Raw genomic sequence first — 23,126 nt, 5'->3', positions numbered from 1 at the left:
TTCACGAGAATCGCGTAAAAACTTTTATCACGTACGTTTTATCAAATACGCGATTTATAAACTACCTAAAAGTTTTGCTTTTTAAATCTCGCTCAAAATTTCAAAGATTCTCAATCTTTAAAATTATACCGTACATAACGGCAACTGCGAAGCAATCACGAACTCCAAAATTTAAAATAAAATTCTTGTGAGTAAATTATAGTTACAAATGTTGATCGCTGAGAATCGAGTATTTGAAAATTTCTGAGCATAATTATGAAGGGTAATCACTGCATAATTTGCTTTTACAGAATAAAGATTAATTATAACGGAGTTTGGCGTGTCGCAAATTGGCTTTTACAAGAGTTTAATAAATTGATTCACAGGATCAATTTATTAAATCTGCGAGAAGATGCGGCTGGGAATCGATATAAAACACTGGCGTGTTGTTATATCTGTAATTATGTAAAATGCAAGCATCCGTCAATTTGCTTTTGCCAACGCGCCAACTCGCAAGTAATATCGAAAGTCCACCGGACTTTCTGGATATCACTTCGTGTACTATAATTTATATTATGTAAAATAGAATATTTTAGGAACTACTCTATATTGATGTTTACTACAATAAAAAATCAACCCATCATTATAACAGGTTGATTTTCTAGCGCAATTTAGACATATGTATATCGATAACTAACTTCTAACCGTATTTGTTACTTTATGCTGAAGTTATATCTGATATGATCGTTGGTTAATGTATCGTTAATCTACTTTACATGTGTTAAGCCCGACAATTGAGTACAACGGACAAAAACTAATAATACTCGTTACTAAAAATACTCCAGATGCTGCTAATAGTACATATCCTAAAACTCCAGTGATAACACCTGTATAAAATAATATACCTACAGCTATGGCTACAGCCAATCGTATCACACGGTCTAATGATCCCATATTCTTTTTCATGATATTGTTCGTTTACGTTATAAATTGAAAAAATAATACAAGTGCAGTAATCACTGTGATGCAAATGACACACACGATAAGCAGTTTAACAGCTTTATTTTTCATGACACTACGCTTCTACTCTGTTTGTTATATACAAAGCTAGCTCATGAAACTGCTAAAAGCAGTGACATTTGTTACAAGTGGTTATAAAAACTGGAAAATATATTATAAAAGTTCTACAATGCCTTGTTGCAGTCGTAACACGCCCTGGTGTTCAAGTTTTTTTAATAATCGAGAGATCACTTCTCGCGAAGATCCTAAATCATAGGCAATATGCTGGTGTGTAGTATGTAATACATTACTTTTTTTGAGTAATGCTTCTTTCTTTAGATACTCAATAAGTCGTGTTTCCTTCTTTGAAAAAGTTAAAATCTCGATAACATTGAGTAATTCTTCAAATTTCAGATTAAATAAATCATACATAAACTCATTCCATTGCGGGTATGCTTTTACGATATTCATGATCTTATCTGCAGGAATAATGACGATTTCGGCTTCTTCTTCTACAATAGCCTTTACGCTACTGGTTTCATTGCGAATTAATGTGGTAACAGACATCACACAGCTTTCCCCGGGTTTTATATAGTATAACAAGACCTCATTACCCTGTTCGGGTTCTACTTTAAATACTTTGGCTAAACCTGATATCACCAACGGAATTGCTTTTACATAGGCTCCTTCGTTAAGTATTACGGTTCCCGGTGCAAAGGTTTGTAGGCTACAAATAGCTAATAAATCTTCTTTTAGTTGAGGCATTTCTGCCAGTTTGGGGAAATAGGTATCTAGCGCTTGTGAGATCAATGTGTTTACTTTTATGCTAAAGGTATCAAAAATCTAAACGATTTTAGAAGGTAAACTTTCCGCGTATCAAAAATTCATTTTGATTGCTAAATCCACCAAAGTTTCTTTTCAGATTGATGGCATTTTCTACCTCTATAGAAAAATTCTTGTTTATATCATACCCTACTCCGTTGATGGCATTTAACCGCGATAATATAGTTAATGGTTCTTCTCCAGGAGAAAGTCCACCAGTTAATTCGGCATGAATTCCAGAATATAGATATAATCGTTTGCTAAGGTATTGCCTGGAAAAAAAAGAACCTCCAAACACATCTTGTGCTACGTATTTATCTCTATATCCCCGTATTGCAAAAAATAGATTTGACGTAACCTTATAATTTACTTCAAAATTAGCATGTATTTCGGGATTAAAATCATCGGTATATCCAGCTCCACTGGTGGTTACACTTGGTGTAGCTTCTTCTTGAATATTGGTTTCCTGAGCAACAATAGTGTTGGATTGCACATATATTAAAACGATCATTCCAAATATAAAAGCATGCTTATTCTCAGAAGAAATTGTATATATAGCCATTATTGTATTGATTGGTGAATCGTATAAAAGACTATAAACTAAAAGAGACGTTACAAGGCTACTCTAGGGCCGAAAGTTGTTCTTGGGTAAAGGCTGAAACTTCTCCACGATATGTAATAGGTGTGCGATGACTACTGGTAACACTCACATTTGCCACCAGATTAGGAAATAATGTAATCACCATTCTATTGGCCTCTCTACCTTCATTTAAGAAAAAGGTATACATATAACTCTGTTTTTTTTCGTTTTTGGTTAACTTTACTCTTGTGGGTACACCATTAAACTCGATTCCACCACGATTAGAATTATATTCTGCTGCCAGCTGTCGCTCGCCAAAGTAAGGAAGGTATACCGATAAGCTATCCCCTTTCATTTTGATGTAGTTGGGGTTCCCGATTAAACTGATGTTGTTCAAGGTACTTCCCAAAGGTGCCAATCGGGTATTGGCAAAGTTATTAAGTGCAATACTAGCAGAGGGATATGCCCAATCTAAACTAATCTCGAAGGCTTGTTGTTCTACCCATTGATCTAGCATACTATTGGGAGCCACTTGTTTTGCTACTCGATTCGTACTCGAGCACCCCAATAAAACACTACTTACTAGTATTGTAAAAACTACTATTCTCATATTATGCAGCATTGTCATCTCCTTCTTTCTCCTTTTTAGGAACCTGTAATTCTCCGTCACCTGCTAGGGCAAAACGATCTCTTTTGGACCCATAACCAAAGTTTGAAGATCTACGATATTTGTTCTGAAAGTCAGCGAAGCGCCTTTTTTTTGAAGTTTTGTTGTTGTCGCTCATAACTGTATACATTTATGTTAATGACCCATTTTTCTATCTATTTTCTACCTAATTTATTACTTTTTTTACTTATAATGGGTTAATTTGTAACACTTTATATTTATTTTATGAAAAGTAATATCAATCTTACTCGTTATTTATAACCTATAAAAACAATGTTGCAAACACTATTGAAATCCAGCAACATCGCTTTAAATTGAAGTATTTAAACCTTTTTTTAAGAGCATGGTAATTATAAAACCCTTGGAATGATTGTTGTTTCTTTTTATATTTTGAAAAAATAAAAATGCATCGTCGCTATGAAAAATGTTTTAAAAACAGTGATTTTTTGTTTGACCGTTTATGGTTACAGTCAGGCGGTTCCCAATAACATTAATGTAAATACAAGTCCGAACTCAGACTATACCTTAATAAATGATTTTAAGGGATTAGACTTTGATAAAGAAAAGGCGCGTATCTCTTTTGATTTTGTAGAAGAAAATACCTCTGGTACTATAAAAGGCCTTGATTTTAAAATAAATTTTAATCCGAATGATACAGAAAATGCTTCTTTTGAAGGAACTGCAAAGGTAAATACCATCGATACCGATAATTTTTTACGTGATGGCCACTTGATGTGGGAAAAGTTCTTTCACAAAAGAAAATACCCGGTGATAAGCTTTAAAAGCAAGCAGGTAGTGGCGTTTGAGACCAATACCTATAAGGTTATTGGTGATCTCACCATAAAAGGAACAAAAAAAGAAGTGATTATCACTTTTACTCTAGATGATCATAAGTTGTTGGGTAAAACGACTATACACACCAGTGATTATGGTGTAAATATTCATGAAGAACGAGAAAAGAACAAATTAAACATCAGGTTTTATTTCCCGATGGTGAAGTAAATAATCCTCGGGGCAAGCCCCGAGGCATTAGATTAGAATAGATTTAACTGATCTGTTTTATGTAATACTTCATATTCTTTTTCCTTGCCTTGATTTTTTACATATTGAGCAATGATTTTCTCATTACCGTGACGCCCAACTGTATTAATATAAAATCCACTACCCCAAAAAGCCCCTCCCCAAAGTGCACGTTTAACTCCTGGTGCTTGGGAAAATATTTCTCTTGCCGTAATACTTTTTATTGTACGAACAATTTTAGTTGGACTATAACTCGGTACACTTTGTAATAGAAAATGTATATGATCCTTATCTGAACCTATCTCAAGAAAATGAATCTCATATCTATCTTCAATATCTAAACAAGTCCTTTTTAAAATCCTATCAACTTTTGGGCTTAAAACAAAGCGACGATATTTGGTAGAGCAAACCAAATGATATAACAACAAGGAAACATTGTGACTTTTATGAATATCGGTGCTTGAGCTCACGCTCAAGATTACTATTTTTTTTCGTGCGAGGCAAGCCTCGGGGTATTAAACCCTCCTAGAATAAAAAAAAGGGTAGTACAAACGTACTACCCTTTTTTATAATCGCTTTATACGACTTAGATTTTATTACCATGAATATCTAGTTCGGTAATTACTTTATTAAGTTTTTTAACCTCTTCGAACTGCGTGGCCTTATCTCCTACCACCACATATATCATTTCATTTTCCTTGATATATTTATCCAACACAGCTTTGAAGTCTACTTCACTCATTCCCACCAATTCTTTTTGATCATCCTCAATAAAAGAAGCCGGTTTATCATACTTACTCATGGCTCTTAAAATATTGAGTTTATCATTAAGTCCTTCATAATCACGAGTACTTCCTTTTAATAGCTTGGTTTTAGTCGTTTCTGCATCTTCTTCGTCGAAACTCTCACTATATGTGCTAATCATCTCCTCAATAATTTTAAGAGATTGCAACGTGGCATTCGCTCTTACACTGGTTACCAAAGAAAAAGGAGCAATATTTTTAGAACTACGTATTCCAGAATATGCACCATAAGTGTATCCTTTTTCAATTCTTAAGGTTTGAAATAGTCTACCGCTTGATCCACCTCCTAAAATTTCGTTGGCGTAGTCTAAGTTATTAAATTCTGGATCTGCGGCCGATAGTGCCAACTGACCAATATAAATAACCGATTGCTTTGCTCCTGGAACGTCTATGAAATATAATTGATCAGGAGTTTTATTGGCTTCTACATCTAGAACAGGCATTGGTGTTGCTTCGGTATTCCATTTGGTAGCCAAAGAAGATAAGGCTCCTTCTACTCTATCTTTGGTAATATTACCAGCGATATGAAATTTTGCATTCTTAGGTGATAATTTACCGTAATGATTTTTAATATCCTCAAGAGATATCTGCTCTACGGTTTCTAACGTACCAGAGCTTGGTAATCCCAAAATATGATCATCTCCATAAATCAGTTTATTAAAATTCATTGCAGCAATGGCTCTTGGGCTCGCTTCTCTTCCTTTGAGCCTGGTTTGTAGTGCTTGTTTTAGTCTGGTATATTCTTTTTCATCCCATCGTGGTTCCAGAATAATTTCTTCTACCAAGGCCAAGGTGTTTTCGAAATTCTTCGCCAAGCAAGATCCTGTGATGCGTATTTCTTCTAATCCGCTGGATATTCTAATGGTAGCTCCTAACAACCCGATTGCTTCTTCTAATTCTGCTGAAGTTTTGTTTGCTGTACCTTCCATCATCATGCTTGTCATAAAGTCTGAAACTCCAGATTTTTCAACCGGATCAAGAAGATGTCCTCCAGGAATAGTAATATCAAAACTTACCAAAGGAAGTTCGTTATTTTCTATACCATACAGTTTTATTCCGTTTGCCACTTCGCTAGTCCAAACTTCAGGAGATTTGATTAATGGTAGTTCACCAAATTCGGGTTCGCTCCTATCATGTTTTGATGGTGTCTTATCGTATACTGCCTCTTCTCCCTGGCTCACTTCTTCACTAGCCACATTTTGTTTTACTTCTTCAATCCAGACCGAAGCCAGTTCAGAACCAGAAACAGCTAGATCTAGCTGTGTTTTAGGAACCACACTGGTCATCACAAAATTCTTATCTTTTATATACTTGTTATAGACTCTCATCACATCTTCCCGAGTAACCGCATTGGTTAATTTGGCGGCTTGGGTAATGTATCCTGGGTCTCCATTAAATTCATTGTCCTGCACCAATTGAAAAGCTTTGCTCAATACAGTACTAAATCCTTGATATAATTGAGTTTCTAATTCAGCTTTTATTCGTTTTAGCTCATTATCTGAAAAACCATCTTTTTCAAAACGAGCCAATCCCTCATCAATGGCAGATTTTACACTATCTAAATCTTTAGAGGCGTTGGCTCTCACAATGAACTGAAACTCCCCTGTAAGTTCCATAGAGCGCTGAAAACTTCTTGCTCTAGGTGCCAATTTCTTCTCTTCAACCAACACTTTATACAAGGGAGATTTTTTACTCCCACTTAGTAATTGTCCTAAAATATCTAAAGCATAGGTATCTTCATGATAACTCTCTACGGTTGGAAAAACCATTCTCAATTCTGGAAGTTTTGCAAAGTTATCTTCAAAATGCAATGACTTACTACTTTCCAGAACTACTGGTATTGGGTTAAGAGCAGGTACTTCGGGTCCTTTTCTTATTTCTCCAAACCATTTTTTTACTAGTTCTTTGGTTTCAGCAATATCAATATCTCCTGCAATAACCAGTGATCCATTATTAGCTCCATAATACGCTTCATAAAATTCTTTTACATCATCAAGAGTAGCAGATTGTAAATCTGGAAGCGAACCTATTACCGTCCAACTATAAGGGTGTCCTTCTGGATACAGGTTTTTACGTATAATTTCATCGGTATACCCATACGGAGCATTATCTACTCGTTGTCGTTTTTCATTTTTCACTACCTGTTTTTCTCTTTCCAAAGCAGCTTCAGTAACTGTATTAATCATATACCCAAAGCGGTCAGAATCTATCCATAGAATTTTTTCAAATGCATCTTTGGGAACCACTTCATAGTATACCGTTCCGTCGGTCCAGGTGCCACCATTACGTTGACCTCCCCATTCGGGAATAAGTTTTCTATTTGCTCCTACCGGAGTGTTTTCAGAATCGTTAAAAGACATATGTTCGAAAAAGTGGGCAAACCCTGTTTTGCCAGGTTTTTCTCTACTTGACCCCACGTGCATCATAGTAGCCACGGCAACAATAGGATCACTATGATCTTCATGAAGAATTACCTCCAGACCATTCTCTAAAGTAAACTTTTCATAATCGATTTTAAATTCTGGTGTGTTTTCTGAGCTCTGTTTTGTTTGATTTTGCTCGCTTTTGGAACAGGAAGACAATATCATACTCCCAATAGCAACGACTGCTATAGAATTTTTTAAAAATGACATGTGTATTAAAATTAATTTAATTGATTGTATGCTGGTTAAAATCAAATGTATGAAAACAATTTTTCAATTATCATAAATCAATACTAAAAGCGGAGAAATCTCCATGATGGGTAATTGAAAAATTAGAGAATTCACTTCCATTTTCCGTCCTAAGAAGAGGTATTCTATTCAAATTTTTGACTATTGAACATGAGGATTCCGGAATGGATAAAAAATCAGAAAACCAAAGTTTTAGCTCATCTCTTACTCGATTATGGTCAAAAACCTTAGAAATTGGATTTTTTGATGACGAAGTAGCTATAGAGTACACCCAATCATCTGTAAGTTGTGTTTCGCAATTATATACTGAGTCATCTATTTGTACTAGATGATCGACACATTCTAAACTCTTGGGGTTATATTTTGGTTGAAGATTAAATCGGCGTTGGTGTACTTTGTAAGCCGCTTCTTTCCTACTCCATAGTTTCCAAACTTCTAATTCTGGTTGTTTTGCCAGTTGTATTTGTTCCTGCTCCCTTAGCGTGAATATTTTTTGCAACCATCCCTTTCGCTGCCAATTACTTTGTTTTTGAGCAAGTTTCAGGTCTACAATATCATTCCCTATCATTTTGCTGCTAATTTGCTTTCTATGACCGCTATAGACGATTTTACATCGATCATTTTTTCCATAGCTTCGTTATCAATCTCTATGTCAAATTCATCTTCAACATCGAGTACTACATCGACAAGGTTGGCAGAGTTGATCTCCAAATCCTTGATGAAATCGGTATTTTCATTTAGCGCATTTAATCCTTCGGTATTCTGAACATAAGGTGTCACGATCGTTTTTAACTTAGAAAGCAATTCTTCTTTTGTCATATACTATTTAACTAGGTTTATATTTTTTAAAGATAATACAAGCATTGACATCTCCAAACCCAAAACTAGCTTTGGCAATAATATTGGGGGTATATGCTATGGTTTTGGTAGGTACTTTTTCCCGATCTATTAACGCAGCGATTTCGGGATGTAAATCTTCACAATTTACATTGCCGAAGATGAAATTATTGTCTAATTGCAGTATGGTAGCAACGCTTTCAATACTTCCAGAGGCAGCCAGGCAGTGCCCTACCATACTTTTTAATGAATTAATATACGGAAAGTCTTTTCCTCTTCTATTGAGGGCTTCGCACCAGTTATGTATCTCTGTACTATCTTTTGTTGTAGCTGTAAGATGCCCATTAATCGCATCGATGTCTGAAACATTAATCCCTGCATGATCTACTGCTTTAGAAATACATCGTTGCACAGCTTCATTGTTTGGTGCAGTCATACTACCTCCATTGCGTTGTCCTCCACTGTTCACATGCCCACCAAGAATCTCTGCATAAATCTTTGCTCCTCTTTTTTGGGCACTATCAAGGCTTTCTACCACTACTGCTCCTGCTCCGCTCCCAGGTACAAAACCACAAGCGGTAGCACTCATAGGCCGAGAAGCTTTTGTAGGATCTTGATTATATTGATATGGTAAAATTCTCATGGTATCGAAACCTCCCCATACATATGGACCACTATCATTGGTGCTGCCGGCTAGTATAATCTCCGCATTACCACTAGAAATGCGGTTATATGCCATGATTATAGCTTCGGTTCCTGTACTGCAGGCAGACGAATTTGTCGTAACCACATTTCCACAACCCAACATTCCTCCTAGATAGGCACTGATTCCGCTAGCCATGGTTTGAGTAACCACTGTACTTCCTAATCGTCTTACGTTACCTTCGTCGACTTTGTATATGGCTTCACGAAATTTATCTACTCCTAAGATTCCTGTGCCAAAAATAACACCTGCATCCCAATTAGGAGTATCTGATTCATTAACAGATAAGCCAGCATCGTTCCACGCATCAACACCAGAAATTACACCATATTCTAAACCAGAAGCGTTAAGTTTGTGAAGCTGATTAGACTTAAAGTAATTATTTAAATAATCTTTATTATATAATGGTTTTCCAGATATTTGACATGAGAATTTTAGGTTATTTAATTCTTCCGAATAGCGAATACCGCTATTTCCACTCTTTATCGCTTGTTTAAAATCTGAAACGTTCGTTCCATTTGAAGAAACCACCCCTAAACCGGTAACTACCACTCTCCTTTTATTAGCCATTTACCACTTCATTTACTATTGTAACTATTTTATTAGTTCCTTCTTTTGCTTCCTTCATAACTGGTAAAATTGGCCAAACGTGCGGTAACCCCTTCCCTTCAATAACATGAATAGGATTACCATGATTCTTCATTTTTTCAATAAAAATAAGCTGATCTGGCGTTAAAATATCATCTGTAGCTGTGAATAAATATGTTGGAGGCAACTTATCTAATGATCCATACAAAGGCGAAATTAAAGGATCTTTTAAGGATAGTTCTTTTACACACATTTTATTAGCAGAAAGAACTCCATTCAAACTTAAGATTGGATCTATCTTATCTACAGCGGGTATATCTGGATTAGAAACGCTTGCATCTACAATGGGTGTAATTGGTATTATCCTACCGGGTAATGGTTTATTTTCTTTGACTAGTCTTTGACATAGGGTGATGATTAAACTTCCTCCGGCAGAGTCTCCTATAAGTATGATTTTGGAGGCATCGTATTCTTTTAATGCATCGCTATATACTTGATAAACACTCTCTGCAATGGCGTCTATTCGATACTCCGGAGCCTTTGGATAATCCATCATCCAGGCTTTTGAACCAGTTTGCTTCACCAGTTTCACTAGAAACTTCCAGTTTTCTTCGGTTGGACCATATACAAAAGCACCTCCATGACAATAGATTAATAAAACATCTGAGGTATTGGTTTTAGGAGCAATTTTGGTAATGGTACCACCATGTATTGGTTGTGATTGAAAAGGTAATCCAGATAACAATCTCTTTTTAGGATTATGGATATCTTTTTTTCTTTTTGCTTTATAATCGATGGGATCCTGAGACCAGGATTTTTTTTCTCCAGTTAATTTCAAAAAAAGTTTTACCAATTGATATCCTATACTCATTGTTTATTTTTTAAATGATACACCTGCAATAACTCCTTTGGCTATCTTCTTGTTATCTTCATCAAACATAGCCACATTGCATTTTAGTTTTCCAAACCTGAAATATATTTTTTCTGAGGTTACGAATACTTTTTCACCAGGATATACTGGTTTATAGTAATTCATCTCATCGCTCGTCATGGCTACCCCTATTTCATCTCTATTCCAATTATCTCCCAATAGGTATATCCCAAAACAAGCCATGCCTATTTGAGCCATGCATTCGGTTAAAATAACTCCCGGAGTTACTGGATTATCTTTAAAATGCCCCGCATAGAAAAACTCGTCCTTTTTGAATCTATAACTACCCTTAATATGATCTTCATCTATCGCTAATATTTCATCGACAAACAGAAAAGGTCTGCTATAAGGTAATTCTTGTATGATATCTTGTCTAATCAAGGTAAAATTGTTTTAAAATGCACAACCCGAAGGAAGCGGTTCTGTTTCTTCTAAGGCAATAGCAAAATCTTTATCTAAAGTACTTTCCTGAAAACCATTTTCTACACTCCCTTTGAACACTTTGGAACCATATTTACTGGTATTCATATGAGCTCTTACATATACAATCTGATCTTTTTTGATAGCAACTGGACCTCCAGATCTAACAAATGGTTGTTCATTCACATGGCTATGCGCCAAAATTCGGCGATATATCAATGTGCCATCTTCAGCAACTATTTCCCACCAGTCGGCATATTGGTTACAACCCTTATCTGGGCTTTTAATTCCTACACTAAAGGTATATGCATTCTCATCTCCAGAGAAGCTTACACTTACAATATCAGCTTCAGCGGTAGTATCTACATCGATCATTTCATCTGTACCATCATTATCTTCTTTACAAGAAGTACTATATAAAATGAGGGGAATACAAAATATAAGTATATTTTTCATTTGCCTACATTTTAGCTGATTTGTACATCAATTATCAAAAATCTTCTCATATCAGGTTTTCTCACTATGCAAATAATTAAATTTATTGAAGTATTCATCATAGCGTTTCGTTAAATAATTAATTTAAATGCTCTCCTCCATTAACAGGGATTATACATCCATTAATCCATGAGGCTTCATCTTTACATAGTAAATAGACTACATTGGCTACATCTTCAGGGATAGTTATTCGGTTAAAAGGGTTGCGCTGTATACTGTGTGATATAATCTCTTCGTGCCCAGGTATTTTCCGAAGAGACTGTGTATCAACCGCTCCTGGCTGTAAGCAATTAGCTCTAATACCATATTTAGCAAATTCGTAGGCTATACCGCGAGTAATTGCCTCTAACGTAACTTTGGCTGCAGAAACTGCTGCATAATTTTTCCAGGCCTTCGTATTTCCTTCGCTGGTAAAAGAAATAATACGGGTGTCAGCAGCAAAAAGGCCTGCATCGAAACAAGACTTCACCCAATCGTACAAACTCACAGCCATAGCATCTATGGTTAAATGAAAATCATCATTTTTTAATACATGATCTGCATCGGTCATTGGTTTTAAGTTCCCTTTTGCTATGCTATGAATAAGGGCTTTGATAGTTCCTTTACCAACGGCAGATGCTATTTCTGAAATAATTTGAGTTCGTTTTTCAGCCTTTAAAAGATCTTGATTAAAGGTTAATAATTCTACTCCTAACCCTTTTATTTGCTCAAAATCACTTTCTATTTCTGGTAATTCACTTTTTCGATTACGGTGTACAATAATAATATTCATCCCGTGTGCAGCCAGTTTTTTGGCAGTAGCCAACCCTAATCCTGTACTTCCTCCAAGTAGTATCGCCCAGAGATTTTTATTTTCAAAATCTTTACTCATAATGTTTTCTAATTACCATTCTAGTAAAATTCGTTGTGCAGAAAAGCCTGGCCCAAAACTTAACATGAGTCCTTTTTCGCCTTTATTAGGATTCTGATCCATAAATCGTTCTAAAACATACAATACAGTAGCACTACTCATGTTTCCGTACTCTTTTAAAACCGCTTTAGTATCTTCGATATTCTTCCCCAGATGACCAAAAAGTTCTTCTACTGTTTGTACAATCTTTTTACCTCCCGGATGAAAAATAAGGTGATCTACATCTTGTATTTTGGTATGATGTTTTGCCAAAAAAGGATGAATAATTTCTGGAAAATGATTTGCTATTTTTGCAGGTACTTCAGGATCCAAAATCATTTGTAAACCTCCATTGGAGAGTTTAAACCCCATCATTTGAGTAGCATCATAAAAATGATACATTTCATCACCAATAATGCTAGGGCCACTAGCCCCATCTTCTGAAGATAATAACGCACAAGCAGCGCCATCTCCAAAAATAGCAGCACTTACCATATTGGTCATACTTAAATCATCTAATTGAAATGTTGCGGTTGGAGATTCTACAGCGATTACAGCCGCTCGTTTTCCTGGATTAGCTTCCAGAAAATTTCTGGCATATATAATTCCTGATACCCCAGCAGCACAACCCATTTCTGTAACCGGAAGTCTTACTATGTCTTGTCTTAACCCAAGATCATTAATAATATACGCATCTAGCGAAGGAATCATTATTCCTGTGCAGCTTACGGTTATGATATAATCGATACTCTTAGGATCCCAATCTGTTTTATTAAGCGCTTTTTGTAATACATCAGTTCCTAGTTTTTTGACTTCTCGAACATAGATATCATTTTTTTCTTCAAAAGAAGTTGCTGTAAACACATCTTCAATACTCATGATACCATAGCGTTTATCAACTGCAGCATTTTCAAAGATTTTTAAGATTTTACGTCTAAATCTATCTTCTTCACCCGAAAGCCAATTAGAAACAAAAGGTAAAATCTCTTTTGTTTCTCTTACATACTCAGGTAACTGCTTCGTAATGGTCGTTATTTTTACTCCCAATTTTTATTCTTTTTTATTTGTTTTCATTTATGAGCACCCACTTATATCGAAAAGCCCATTTCCAATCAATATTATAGTTTTTCATGGAAAGCTCTCTAGAAAATTGTTCCAATTCTTTTTTAACGAACCCTCTTTTAATAGAAACCAAGCCATCATTTTTGGCAATGTGCCCCTTTATAAAAAAGAAACTAAACACCTTGAAAAGATAATAAGCAATAGTACTTCTTTGTAGGTCATTAATGATTACTCCCATTGCCGCAAGACCTGTCATTTTTTGAAGTAATACCTTAATTTCATTGTCCTTTAAATGATGTAAGGTCAATGTAGATATGATAATATCACAATGAAACTCATTTTCATCGAGCATCAAGATATTTTGATTACAATAGGTGATTTCTGGAAATGAAGTACTTAGTTGTCTAGCATGTTCTAAGCATTTTTCGTTCAGATCTATCCCTACAAACTTAGCTTGAATCTTATTCTTTTTAAATCGCACAGCCAGTTTTCGTAACATTTCACCATCTCCACACCCTAAATCTAAAATAGTATACTCTTTTTGCTTTTCTTCTGTTTTTATAAGCTCTAGTACCCCATTAATAGTAATATCATTACCTCCCAATAGTCTGTTGACTCGAGAAATATCGAGTAATGCGATTTTGAGTGCCGTAGCATCTACATTGGGATCATCCATAAGCTCTTGCTCATTGCTTCTCTGTGCTAAATCTACTAACATACCAATAGTTCTCCGTGGGTTTGTTTAATAATCTTAGGAACTATTGACGGAATAAGCTTTGCCAATTGATATGAAGCTCTTTGCATATCATGATTCAACAATACTTTTTGTAGTACTCTACCTGCATATAATCGCTTCCCAAATGCTTTTTTCCATTCTTTTTCATACTGTTGCTCTAGAACAGATCGTGAAAAACCTGTCTTTCCCTTATAATTTTTGATTAATAATTGACTTAGTATTTGGGCGCTTTGTATTGCCATAGCCATTCCATTACCACATAATGGATGTATCAATCCTGCTGCATCTCCAACCATAAAAACATGTTGATCTATCGCTTTCTTTTTCTGAAAGTTCACTTGACTTATCGTTAATGGTTTATCAAAAGCGGGTATTGCCGATTGAAAAAAAGCTTTTAAATGAGGGTTGCCAAATAATACTTCATTTTGAAATGACTCAAGGTTCCTAAACCTCTTAAAACTATCATAGTGCACCAAATAACAAGCATTAACCAAATTGTTTTCTACGACTGATAATCCGCAATATCCTCCTTCAAAATTATGCAATGCTACTTCTTGCGAATTAAACTTAGCTTCATAATGCATTTTTACGGCTAACCATGGAGATTTATCAGCTGCTCTATGTAGTGTTTTGTCAATCGAAGAACGTTTTCCATGCGCTCCTATAACATAATCACAAATAAACGTTTGGGTATTTGATGTCCCGATTACAAATTTTTCTTGTGAGTATGATACTGATGTGACCTGATCATTGATTAAGTTTACCCCTAACCTATCTGCCATTTGCCACAAATGATAATCAAGCGTATATCTACTAATACCAAAACCTCCTAATGGTAAAGAAGCCTGAATTACATCTCCTTTTTGAGTACTAATATTAAGTTTGGAGATATTTACAGCTTGAAGCTGATCTATTTGAATACCCAAATACTCAAAATATGGTAATACTTCATTAGAAATATATTCTCCACACACCTTATGTCTTGGGTAGGTATCTTTCTCAATAAGAGTAACTTCAATTCCTGATTTAGCCAAATGAATTGCACTACACAAACCGGCTAAGCCGCCTCCTATGACAAGAATGTGAGAATGATTGTTCATTAAATGAAGATACATAAATTTTGAGCATAAAAAAACCCCGACTGTTTAGTCGGGGTGATCTATAATTTATTTCAAAATTATTGCTTTACCTGCTCTTGAGCGTCTTTCTTCATTTTTTCATTTGCTACAATTCCAAGCTCAACTCTTCTGTTTTTAGCTCTTCCTTCTGCAGTAGAATTGTCATATTTTGGTAATGTTTCTCCATGAGCATATGTAGTTAAACGGCTTTTACTAATTCCTTGAGAAACTAAGTAATTGGTAACCGCATCAGCTCTGTTTTTTGATAAGGTCATATTGTACTTATCGTCACCTGTACTATCAGTATGCCCTTCAACAATAATATTGGTATCTGGGTACTCCTTAAAGATTCCTGCTAATTTATTTAAGTTCGCTTTAGACTTCTCATTAAGGTTATATTTGTTGGTCGCAAAATACACTCCACTATTTTCATCGAAAACTACATCGATACCTTCACCAACACGGGTTACTTCGGCTCCAGGAATTTCAGATTCAATTTTCTGAGCTTGCTTATCCATTTGCTTTCCGATAACTCCTCCAGCTACACCACCAACAACACCACCGATTACAGCTCCTAGCGCAGAATTTTTCTTTTTTACGTTATTACCAATAATTCCACCTAATACAGCACCTGCAGCAGTACCTATCACGGCTCCTTTTTGAGTATTGTTAGCATTTTGCACTGCTTCACAACTTGTTAGAATCGCAGCTGCAGTTAATACTATCCCTATTTTTTTAAATATTGAATTCATCATTTAAAGATTTGAGTTATTGAAGTTTATTAAAGTTCATGGTAATCACAAAAGGTTTCCCTTCTAGGCTTACCGTCATTGCCCATGTCATTGTGGTATCATCCAAATGTTGTAATGCCATTCTATACCCGGCATTATTATTTGTACTTTTCTTTTTTGCGTTAATTGGTTTAAATAAGAAATAGTAAACCCCATCTGCTTCTGGTTTTGGAATGGTAAATCTAAAATTTCTCGCTCCAGTAGATGTACAACTACTTTGGTTTACATCATACATTCCGGTATTGTTATTTGGAATAAATTTCCAGGTACTACCCGTAAAACATTCTGCCGAAGCATCGTTATAAAGGTTTACTTCAAAAATACCATCTCGGTCATAAGAGATCTTATCAAGAGACCATTCACCCTTTAGCGTCTTTTTTGCAGCAATAACTGTTTGTTGCGTAGTGTTGCATGAGGCAAGTAGTACAACCCCTAGTAATAAGATAAGTTTTTTCATTGTGTTAGATTTTATTAATATAAAAGTAGGTATAAACGATAACGTTTCCAATATTATTATATTTCAAAATTAGAATCCTTAAAGCATAAAGAATTTATATTGAAATTTAGATGAAACGTCAAAAAACAGGATAAAAGTACTACACCATTATCCTAATTAAAAATACTTAATATTTCTTTAAGATTCTGTTCTTGGCACTCGAAATAACAGTAAAAGCCCGACTACAAAAAACAATATTAAGAACAGTATTGAATATCTGATACTTCCGGTTAATTGTGCTATTAAACCATACGAAAACATTCCGATTACAATTCCTATTTTTTCTGAAACGTCATAAAAACTGAAATATGAAGCAGTATCGACAGCATCTTCTGGTAAGAACTTAGAATAGGTAGATCTGGATAGTGCCTGTATACCCCCCATAACCATCCCAACGATAGCAGCAGCCACATAAAATTGTACCGGTGTTGTAATGGTATAAGCATAAATACAAAGTGCTATCCAAACAAAGTTGATTACTATCAATGTTTTTATATTTCCAAATTTTGAAGATGCTTTTGAAGTAAGATAAGCTCCTAAAACCGCAACCAACTGTATAAGCAGAATGCTTATAATAAGTCCTGTAGTGGCATCTTGTTCTCCCCAATCTAATTCTTCTATACCAAAATATGTGGCAATAAGCATAATAGTTTGTACCGCCATGCTATAAACAAAGAATGCGCTAAGATAACGACGTAATCGTAGATTATTCTTCAACGCTTTCCAAATCATTTTTAACTCCTTGAAACCATTAAATAATACCGATTTGGTAAGTTCCTCCTTTTTATTCCCTTTGGGCAAATAATAATACGTGTACTGGCTAAAAACGATCCACCATACTCCTACCATGACGAAAGACAATCTAGTAGGTACTCCTGCTCCTTCAAAGCCAAACCATTCAAATTTCATGATCATCACAAGATTGATAATCAAAAGAATAACACTACCTATATATCCTAAAGAATACCCTTTGGCGCTTATCGCATCTTGTTGCTCTGGGAATGCGATATCTGGCAGATAAGAGTTATAGAATACCAAACTTGCCCAAAAACCAATTAAAGCCAGGAAATAACACAATAAACCAAACCATAATTGTTCAAGTGAAAACCAATATAACCCAATACATGATAGTGCTCCTAAGTAACAAAAGAACTTTAGGAAATTCTTCTTGTTCCCAACATAATCTGCAATACCCGAAAGTAAAGGACTAATAATAGATACTACCAAGAATGCTAATGCGGTTACATAGCTTATTAATGAATCGTTATTAAATTCTATGCCCATAAATTGGACCGTATCACTTATGATATTATCCTGATCATCTCTAACTATAGTAAGTGCTCCCCAAAATATAGGAAATATTGCAGAAGATATCGTTAGGTTATATACGGAATTGGCCCAATCATAAAAAGCCCAGGCATTTAGTAATTTTTTATGCCCCTTAGGTAGTGGTTGCATATGCGTTGGAATAGGTTTATTATATAAAAAAAGCTGTATTGAAATACTCAATACAGCTCCTAAAATAGGTATTATCTTTTTAAGTCTACCGAATTTACAATTATTTAAAGGTTGTTACCCCAAATTTCTTAGCCTCTGCTTTCGCTGCTGGTGCCCATGCAGTAAGATTTGCAATTCGGGTATCACTAGAAGGATGCGTACTCATGAACTCTGGAGGAGCCTGTCCTCCACTATTTGCTTTCATACGTCTCCATAAGTTTGCTGCTTCGTCAGGATTGTATCCCGCTATAGCCATTAGTTGTAGTCCGATTCGATCGGCTTCTGTTTCATGACTTCTGCTAAAAGGTAACATGACCCCAAACTGGCTTCCCAGCCCAAAAGCAGTTCCCACAATTTGCTGAGTCTTCTGGTCTTTTCCGCTCACTGCTACTGCAGTTGCGGCTCCTGCCACTTGTTGTATTTGCGCGGCACTCATACGTTGCTGCCCATGATTTGCCAGCGCATGTGCTACCTCATGACCCATTACGGCTGCAATACCAGTTTCACTTTGCGCAATTGGAAGAATCCCTGTGTAAAAAACAATTTTACCACCTGGCATACACCAAGCATTAACTGTTTCGTCTTGAACCAGGTTATATTCCCATTGGTAGTCTTTTAAATATCCGGCATGACCGTTAGCATTTAACCAACGTTCTGAGGCTTTTGCTATTTTTTGTCCCACTCTCTTAATCATTTCAGCATCAGAAGTACCTTTCACCACTTTGTTTTCTCCAAGAAACTGATTGTATTGCTGAAATGCCATTGGCAATATTTGAGAATTTGGCACCAAAGCAAGGGTTTGCTTACCAGTAAAAGGGTTTGTAGCACATGATATAAAGAGGAACGCTGCCCCCCAGACTAAAAATCGTCTAATTTTCATAATTAAATAACTAAATAATTTGGTACGATAAAAATACTAAAAAATGATAGGAGTTAAAATAAATACTCATGTAAACTGATATTGTTTTATCGATAAACTCACCAATTTATCGATCATCTGCCTAATTATTACTGTTTCATAAATATTCCTTCCAGGTATATTACAAAACCATTCTAAGAAAAGGGGTGTTTACCCTGATTTTTTAGGGGTTAATTCTGTTTCTTAAAGGAAAAAATATATGTAATTTTAACTCAACTAATAACCACTAAATCAATTCATTATCATGGGTTTTTGATCTTGTAATTGATAAAAGAAAAAGTTATATTTATATACCCCTGATTTCTCATTCAAATAGAACATATCGTATTCATGATTAATTAGTTTTTGGAAACTGTTATTAACACAACCAATACTCACTAAATATGAAACTTTTTGCTGTACTGATTGGTATTAATGCATACGAACTTAGTCCGCTTCAACAGTGTGTGAATGACGTTACTAAGTTTGAGAACTATCTATTGTCATTAGGTAATCATTTTGACAAAATAGAGCTTACAAAACTCATCGATGAAAATGCCACCAAAGAGAACATTATTACAACCATTCAAAATACATTTCAACAAGCAACTAATAATGATGTCACTTTACTCTATTATAGTGGTCATGGTGCCGTAGAACATGCTAAAAACAGATTTTCTGATGCACACAGCAATACTATAGAATGTATGGTATGCTATGACAAAAAATCTTCAGACTTTTTACTTGCTGATAAAGAGTTACGATACATTTTTTCAAAGTTAAAACATGATCCGCATTTAATAACTGTATTCGACTGCTGTCATTCTGGAGATATCGTTAGAAATATTTCTACTGAAACCAATAACCATGCAAGAGCCAAAAGAATAACAGAAGTTTTCCCTGCCCGTGATTACGAGAAGTTTATTTTTTCTAAAGAAATTGAAGAAGAAAAAATTGTGAGTTCTAAGCTTGCAGCAATAATCCCGTTTAAAAACTCTATACACATCGCAGCCTGTTTAGCTTCAGAGTCTTCATGGGAAGATGCTAAAGGAGGTGTTTTTACACGTTATTTGTTACAACTTTTGTCTTCTACATCAAATCGTATTAGTTATCTCGACATAGTAAAATCAAGTAGAATTAGTCTTAAAAATATAACTCAGAAAAAACAAACGCCTACCCTCTCATTGCAAGGAAACGGTAAATTAAGCCACTACGATGGATGGTTAAGTCTTTATGGGGCTGAAATGCTACAGGAAAGAGGACAAATCATGTATAATACTAAAAAGGGATGGTATTATAACAAAGGTCTAATACATGGTGTAAAAATTGGGACCAAAGTACAGATACCCTCAGAAAGTGATAGCACCGAATTCATAGCGAAGGTTACAAAAGTGAATCTTGAGGATTCATTGATTCAAGACCCTTTTGAAATGGGCGTTTCACTTAATTTTAAAAAGGCATACCCTGTTATTTCTGAGAACACCCATTCAATTTTAGACCTATATATTTATAATTTGGATAACGATCTGGTTATCGAAAAACAAATTAATGATGTACTCTATAAAAATTCTGCAATACAACTGGTAGACTCTCAAACCGCATCATTCTTCATTGTTATTTTTAATCAAACACTCTATCTCAGTTTACCAAACGCTGTTTATCAGCCTATAGCTACTCAAATTGACCTTATAGACAATACAGATGAAGATATTACAAAACGATTGAACTATCAGCTTCAAAAGCTAATCAAATGGAACCATTATCATACGTTAGAAAACCCTGATAACCCATTCCATCAAACACCTATAAAAGTCGAAATACGAATCGATGACAAAGGCAAATGGAAAGACATTACCAGTCTACAGCATGATCTTTCCGTTTTACCAAATCAACTAACAAAGAATGGAGAGCATTTTCAGAAATATCAATGCAAAGTCACAAATACCTCACAACAAAAGTTGTTTGTCTCTGTTCTCTTATTAAGCTCTGATATAAGCATATCTTCTGCTCCTTTTGATCATAGCACTAAAGAACTACAACCGGGACATGAAGTGTTGTTTTATGAACATCAAACACTACCCTATTCTGGTTGGTCTTTTGACAGTTACAAAGAAATTTACAACTGGAAATATGATTGGGTATATTACAAATTTATAGTTACAATGCAGGATGATATTACCTCGTCGTTACCCGATATGAATCAATCTGCATTAACCCCTCCTATTTCTCACTTAGGGAATATGATGGGGCATACTGCTTTATCAGATTTATTACCTGAAGAAGGAAAATGGGATATCTATACCAGCACTTTACATTTGCATAATCCTAATGTTAATCAAATAACTCCAAAATTAAAGCAAAACTGGAATTGGTATGTTAATCATGACATTCTTGCTCCTTTTATGAGAGCTTTATATATGATTCCAACTGAAACCGGATTCATCACCAATACACAAATAAAAAATGAATTATTGATTACTACGGAAAGCGAAAAAGGCATTGACAATCTCAAAATCAGAATTGGAAACCATTTAGAAGATAAACGAAGGTACCGAAGGTTTAAAAAAGCGAAGAAATTATTTCCCGAATTACCTGTTGTCGTTGCAGAAGGAGATTCTTGGTTTATGTTTCCATTCTTAGTAAAAGACACTTTGGATTATGTAATGGAACATTATCCATTGCGGAGTATTGCGGCAGCTGGAGATGAAATACAGAATTATAGAAAAAGTGGTCAACTTATTAAAGAAATTCAAAAAGAAAAACCAAAGTACGTACTAATAAGTGGCGGCGGTAATGATATTATAGGCCCTGCTATCGTTGATATTCTTAAAAGCGATTTGCCTTCTGGACTTGCTCCAGCTGAATACCTTAACGATACCTATGATAAGAAAATGGATGAAATTCGTGGTACCTACAATTACTTCTTTAATCGAATACATGAATTCACATGGGTAAAACAAGTGTTTATTCATGGTTATGACTATGTAAGAGCAGATATCAATGAAAAACTCATAAAAAACGGTTGGGTTAATAGGTATTTAATTGAAAAAGGAATTACAGCTATAGAAGATAGAACCAATGTAATTCGACTTTTAATAAATAATTTCAATGAACTTCTTCAGTCTGTAGCCTCTCAACATAAAAACACTACATATTTGGATATGAGAACTTTGGTAAACAATAACGAATGGTATGATGAGATTCATCCTAATGATGAGGGGTTTGCCAAAATTGGAACTAAATTTTTAAATGCTATTAATCAATTAGAATATACAACATGAGAATTTGTAAAAACAAGATTACCGATGAGATAAGAGATTTGTTTGATGCGAACCCTCTTAAGATACCCGAAGCGAGAATTCAGCCTATGTGCATGCTGGAAATAAATGATCATAAACCAAAATACTTGGGAGAATTTAAGTTTTTGGTTAAAGATGGTTTTAAGCATGTAATTACCATTCATACTTCACCTGTCGCAGAAGTGTCTAATGTAAAAACAAAAAAAATAGACTTCAAGATAGGATTTGATATTTTGGGGAACTTCATCAAAGCTCTTGGTCTTGACCCCGCGGTTATTGGAGCTTCAGTAAAAGGTTCTTCGAAAATGTCTTTTTCTTTCGGAAATGTAATACGTAAATACATAGACCCACTAGAACTAGGTCATATTTTAGTTTCTAATGATATAAAAGGGGATCCAGACAACATGTTTATAGAAGACATCATACACAAAAAAAATGTAAAACTGGCATTAATCACAGATGTGCTTACTAGCACAGATTTCTCATTAGCAACTTATAAAGATAATACGACTGGAGCAGAGATTAACATCCCACTTATACAGGAATACCTTTCCAATATAGACACCAAATTATCTATAGAAAAAGTCTCAGAAAACGAGGTGAAATTTACTGGGGATACTGCTCTAACTTATGCATTTACATGTGTAGAAATTACCATTGATTCTATAACCGGTAAGTTTTCAAGAGGTGAATGGTTAGATAATATAAGAGCTGCCGCGGCTGGACCTGTCGATACTTTGCCAGTTGTAACAATTCCAAAACTATTATTGGATGAAAATCAGGCAAATCCTTTATTAATTGAATTTTAGAATGACTTAAACATA

Annotated in this window: 24 protein-coding genes; 3 read left to right on the top strand and 21 right to left on the bottom strand. The window is 35.0% G+C overall.

Going from position 1 to position 23,126, the window contains the following annotated elements; all coding sequences use genetic code 11:
- Positions 1 to 741 precede the first annotated feature (741 nt).
- The 5 genes from M0D21_RS00700 to M0D21_RS00680 form a co-directional block, all read right to left on the bottom strand.
- Positions 742 to 945 carry a YgaP family membrane protein gene (locus M0D21_RS00700; protein WP_248325542.1) on the bottom strand — a complete coding sequence of 68 codons (204 nt, stop codon included), beginning with the start codon at positions 943 to 945 and terminating at the stop codon, positions 742 to 744.
- 207 nt (positions 946 to 1,152) lie between these two features.
- Entirely contained in the window at positions 1,153 to 1,788 is a 636-nt protein-coding gene (locus M0D21_RS00695) for a Crp/Fnr family transcriptional regulator (RefSeq protein ID WP_248325540.1), read from the bottom strand.
- A 43-nt stretch (positions 1,789 to 1,831) separates the two neighbouring features.
- Positions 1,832 to 2,362, bottom strand: coding sequence for a hypothetical protein (locus tag M0D21_RS00690; protein WP_248325538.1), 531 nt, complete (start codon positions 2,360 to 2,362; stop codon positions 1,832 to 1,834).
- Positions 2,363 to 2,420: 58 nt separating this feature from the next.
- Positions 2,421 to 2,990, bottom strand: coding sequence for a DUF4251 domain-containing protein (locus tag M0D21_RS00685; protein WP_248325536.1), 570 nt, complete (start codon positions 2,988 to 2,990; stop codon positions 2,421 to 2,423).
- Position 2,991: 1 nt separating this feature from the next.
- Entirely contained in the window at positions 2,992 to 3,165 is a 174-nt protein-coding gene (locus M0D21_RS00680) for a hypothetical protein (protein ID WP_248325535.1), read from the bottom strand.
- A gap of 299 nt (positions 3,166 to 3,464) precedes the next feature.
- Between M0D21_RS00680 and M0D21_RS00675 the strand changes: the two genes are divergently transcribed.
- Positions 3,465 to 4,049: a YceI family protein gene (locus M0D21_RS00675; RefSeq protein WP_248325533.1), complete on the top strand. Its 585-nt coding sequence runs from the start codon at positions 3,465 to 3,467 to the stop codon at positions 4,047 to 4,049.
- A gap of 32 nt (positions 4,050 to 4,081) precedes the next feature.
- On the opposite strand, the gene tnpA is transcribed toward M0D21_RS00675, so the two are convergent.
- The 16 genes from tnpA to M0D21_RS00595 form a co-directional block, all read right to left on the bottom strand.
- Positions 4,082 to 4,537, bottom strand: coding sequence for an IS200/IS605 family transposase (gene tnpA / locus M0D21_RS00670; RefSeq protein ID WP_449500934.1), 456 nt, complete (start codon positions 4,535 to 4,537; stop codon positions 4,082 to 4,084).
- Positions 4,538 to 4,653: 116 nt separating this feature from the next.
- Positions 4,654 to 7,503 carry a M16 family metallopeptidase gene (locus M0D21_RS00665; protein ID WP_248325531.1) on the bottom strand — a complete coding sequence of 950 codons (2,850 nt, stop codon included), beginning with the start codon at positions 7,501 to 7,503 and terminating at the stop codon, positions 4,654 to 4,656.
- A 70-nt stretch (positions 7,504 to 7,573) separates the two neighbouring features.
- Positions 7,574 to 8,110: a 4'-phosphopantetheinyl transferase family protein gene (locus tag M0D21_RS00660; protein ID WP_248325529.1), complete on the bottom strand. Its 537-nt coding sequence runs from the start codon at positions 8,108 to 8,110 to the stop codon at positions 7,574 to 7,576.
- The gene (locus M0D21_RS00655) at positions 8,107 to 8,361 is read right to left on the bottom strand and encodes an acyl carrier protein (RefSeq protein WP_248325528.1); all 255 of its coding nucleotides are present in this window, start codon (positions 8,359 to 8,361) and stop codon (positions 8,107 to 8,109) included. Before M0D21_RS00655 ends, M0D21_RS00660 begins: the two co-directional genes overlap by 4 nt.
- A gap of 7 nt (positions 8,362 to 8,368) precedes the next feature.
- Positions 8,369 to 9,652, bottom strand: a complete 1,284-nt coding sequence (locus M0D21_RS00650; protein ID WP_248325527.1) for a beta-ketoacyl-[acyl-carrier-protein] synthase family protein — start codon at positions 9,650 to 9,652, stop codon at positions 8,369 to 8,371.
- Positions 9,645 to 10,541, bottom strand: a complete 897-nt coding sequence (locus tag M0D21_RS00645; protein WP_248325526.1) for an alpha/beta hydrolase fold domain-containing protein — start codon at positions 10,539 to 10,541, stop codon at positions 9,645 to 9,647. The genes M0D21_RS00650 and M0D21_RS00645 overlap by 8 nt, the downstream gene beginning before the upstream one ends.
- Positions 10,542 to 10,544: 3 nt before the next feature.
- Entirely contained in the window at positions 10,545 to 10,982 is a 438-nt protein-coding gene (locus M0D21_RS00640; protein WP_248325525.1) for a 3-hydroxyacyl-ACP dehydratase FabZ family protein, read from the bottom strand.
- A gap of 12 nt (positions 10,983 to 10,994) precedes the next feature.
- Positions 10,995 to 11,477 carry a hypothetical protein gene (locus M0D21_RS00635; RefSeq protein WP_248325524.1) on the bottom strand — a complete coding sequence of 161 codons (483 nt, stop codon included), beginning with the start codon at positions 11,475 to 11,477 and terminating at the stop codon, positions 10,995 to 10,997.
- Positions 11,478 to 11,595: 118 nt separating this feature from the next.
- Positions 11,596 to 12,387, bottom strand: coding sequence for an SDR family oxidoreductase (locus M0D21_RS00630; RefSeq protein ID WP_248325523.1), 792 nt, complete (start codon positions 12,385 to 12,387; stop codon positions 11,596 to 11,598).
- A gap of 12 nt (positions 12,388 to 12,399) precedes the next feature.
- Complete coding sequence (locus tag M0D21_RS00625; protein WP_248325522.1) at positions 12,400 to 13,452, bottom strand: type III polyketide synthase; 1,053 nt, start codon at positions 13,450 to 13,452, stop codon at positions 12,400 to 12,402.
- Between the two features lie 13 nt (positions 13,453 to 13,465).
- Positions 13,466 to 14,185 carry a methyltransferase domain-containing protein gene (locus tag M0D21_RS00620; RefSeq protein WP_248325521.1) on the bottom strand — a complete coding sequence of 240 codons (720 nt, stop codon included), beginning with the start codon at positions 14,183 to 14,185 and terminating at the stop codon, positions 13,466 to 13,468.
- Entirely contained in the window at positions 14,179 to 15,303 is a 1,125-nt protein-coding gene (locus M0D21_RS00615; RefSeq protein WP_248325520.1) for an NAD(P)/FAD-dependent oxidoreductase, read from the bottom strand. Before M0D21_RS00615 ends, M0D21_RS00620 begins: the two co-directional genes overlap by 7 nt.
- 77 nt (positions 15,304 to 15,380) lie before the next feature.
- On the bottom strand, positions 15,381 to 16,073 hold the full coding sequence (locus tag M0D21_RS00610; RefSeq protein WP_248327246.1) for an OmpA family protein: 693 nt from the start codon (positions 16,071 to 16,073) through the stop codon (positions 15,381 to 15,383).
- 16 nt (positions 16,074 to 16,089) lie between these two features.
- The gene (locus tag M0D21_RS00605) at positions 16,090 to 16,569 is read right to left on the bottom strand and encodes a lipocalin family protein (protein ID WP_248325519.1); all 480 of its coding nucleotides are present in this window, start codon (positions 16,567 to 16,569) and stop codon (positions 16,090 to 16,092) included.
- Positions 16,570 to 16,746: 177 nt separating this feature from the next.
- Complete coding sequence (locus M0D21_RS00600) at positions 16,747 to 18,066, bottom strand: MFS transporter (protein WP_248325518.1); 1,320 nt, start codon at positions 18,064 to 18,066, stop codon at positions 16,747 to 16,749.
- 100 nt (positions 18,067 to 18,166) lie between these two features.
- On the bottom strand, positions 18,167 to 18,985 hold the full coding sequence (locus M0D21_RS00595; RefSeq protein ID WP_248325517.1) for a M48 family metallopeptidase: 819 nt from the start codon (positions 18,983 to 18,985) through the stop codon (positions 18,167 to 18,169).
- A 422-nt stretch (positions 18,986 to 19,407) separates the two neighbouring features.
- Between M0D21_RS00595 and M0D21_RS00590 the strand changes: the two genes are divergently transcribed.
- Together M0D21_RS00590 and M0D21_RS00585 are read left to right on the top strand one after the other, a co-directional pair.
- On the top strand, positions 19,408 to 22,284 hold the full coding sequence (locus M0D21_RS00590; RefSeq protein ID WP_248325516.1) for a caspase family protein: 2,877 nt from the start codon (positions 19,408 to 19,410) through the stop codon (positions 22,282 to 22,284).
- Complete coding sequence (locus M0D21_RS00585) at positions 22,281 to 23,111, top strand: gasdermin (protein WP_248325514.1); 831 nt, start codon at positions 22,281 to 22,283, stop codon at positions 23,109 to 23,111. Before M0D21_RS00590 ends, M0D21_RS00585 begins: the two co-directional genes overlap by 4 nt.
- The last annotated feature ends 15 nt before the right edge of the window (positions 23,112 to 23,126 follow it).

This window comes from Aquimarina acroporae (assembly GCF_023195925.1).
Lineage (GTDB): Bacteria > Bacteroidota > Bacteroidia > Flavobacteriales > Flavobacteriaceae > Aquimarina > Aquimarina acroporae.
This window is presented reverse-complemented; position numbering and strand designations above follow the sequence as displayed.

Coding starts and splice junctions, on each gene's coding strand:
- M0D21_RS00700 (WP_248325542.1), bottom strand. CDS start 945: ATGAAAAAGAATATGGGATCATTAGACCGTGTGATACGATTGGCTGTA.
- M0D21_RS00600 (WP_248325518.1), bottom strand. CDS start 18,066: ATGCAACCACTACCTAAGGGGCATAAAAAATTACTAAATGCCTGGGCT.
- M0D21_RS00590 (WP_248325516.1), top strand. CDS start 19,408: ATGAAACTTTTTGCTGTACTGATTGGTATTAATGCATACGAACTTAGT.
- M0D21_RS00620 (WP_248325521.1), bottom strand. CDS start 14,185: ATGTTAGTAGATTTAGCACAGAGAAGCAATGAGCAAGAGCTTATGGAT.
- M0D21_RS00675 (WP_248325533.1), top strand. CDS start 3,465: ATGAAAAATGTTTTAAAAACAGTGATTTTTTGTTTGACCGTTTATGGT.
- M0D21_RS00645 (WP_248325526.1), bottom strand. CDS start 10,541: ATGAGTATAGGATATCAATTGGTAAAACTTTTTTTGAAATTAACTGGA.
- M0D21_RS00690 (WP_248325538.1), bottom strand. CDS start 2,362: ATGGCTATATATACAATTTCTTCTGAGAATAAGCATGCTTTTATATTT.
- M0D21_RS00685 (WP_248325536.1), bottom strand. CDS start 2,990: ATGAGAATAGTAGTTTTTACAATACTAGTAAGTAGTGTTTTATTGGGG.
- M0D21_RS00615 (WP_248325520.1), bottom strand. CDS start 15,303: ATGAACAATCATTCTCACATTCTTGTCATAGGAGGCGGCTTAGCCGGT.
- M0D21_RS00680 (WP_248325535.1), bottom strand. CDS start 3,165: ATGAGCGACAACAACAAAACTTCAAAAAAAAGGCGCTTCGCTGACTTT.
- M0D21_RS00635 (WP_248325524.1), bottom strand. CDS start 11,477: ATGAAAAATATACTTATATTTTGTATTCCCCTCATTTTATATAGTACT.
- M0D21_RS00595 (WP_248325517.1), bottom strand. CDS start 18,985: ATGAAAATTAGACGATTTTTAGTCTGGGGGGCAGCGTTCCTCTTTATA.
- M0D21_RS00605 (WP_248325519.1), bottom strand. CDS start 16,569: ATGAAAAAACTTATCTTATTACTAGGGGTTGTACTACTTGCCTCATGC.
- M0D21_RS00610 (WP_248327246.1), bottom strand. CDS start 16,073: ATGAATTCAATATTTAAAAAAATAGGGATAGTATTAACTGCAGCTGCG.
- M0D21_RS00660 (WP_248325529.1), bottom strand. CDS start 8,110: ATGATAGGGAATGATATTGTAGACCTGAAACTTGCTCAAAAACAAAGT.
- M0D21_RS00665 (WP_248325531.1), bottom strand. CDS start 7,503: ATGTCATTTTTAAAAAATTCTATAGCAGTCGTTGCTATTGGGAGTATG.
- M0D21_RS00650 (WP_248325527.1), bottom strand. CDS start 9,652: ATGGCTAATAAAAGGAGAGTGGTAGTTACCGGTTTAGGGGTGGTTTCT.
- M0D21_RS00630 (WP_248325523.1), bottom strand. CDS start 12,387: ATGAGTAAAGATTTTGAAAATAAAAATCTCTGGGCGATACTACTTGGA.
- M0D21_RS00655 (WP_248325528.1), bottom strand. CDS start 8,361: ATGACAAAAGAAGAATTGCTTTCTAAGTTAAAAACGATCGTGACACCT.
- M0D21_RS00585 (WP_248325514.1), top strand. CDS start 22,281: ATGAGAATTTGTAAAAACAAGATTACCGATGAGATAAGAGATTTGTTT.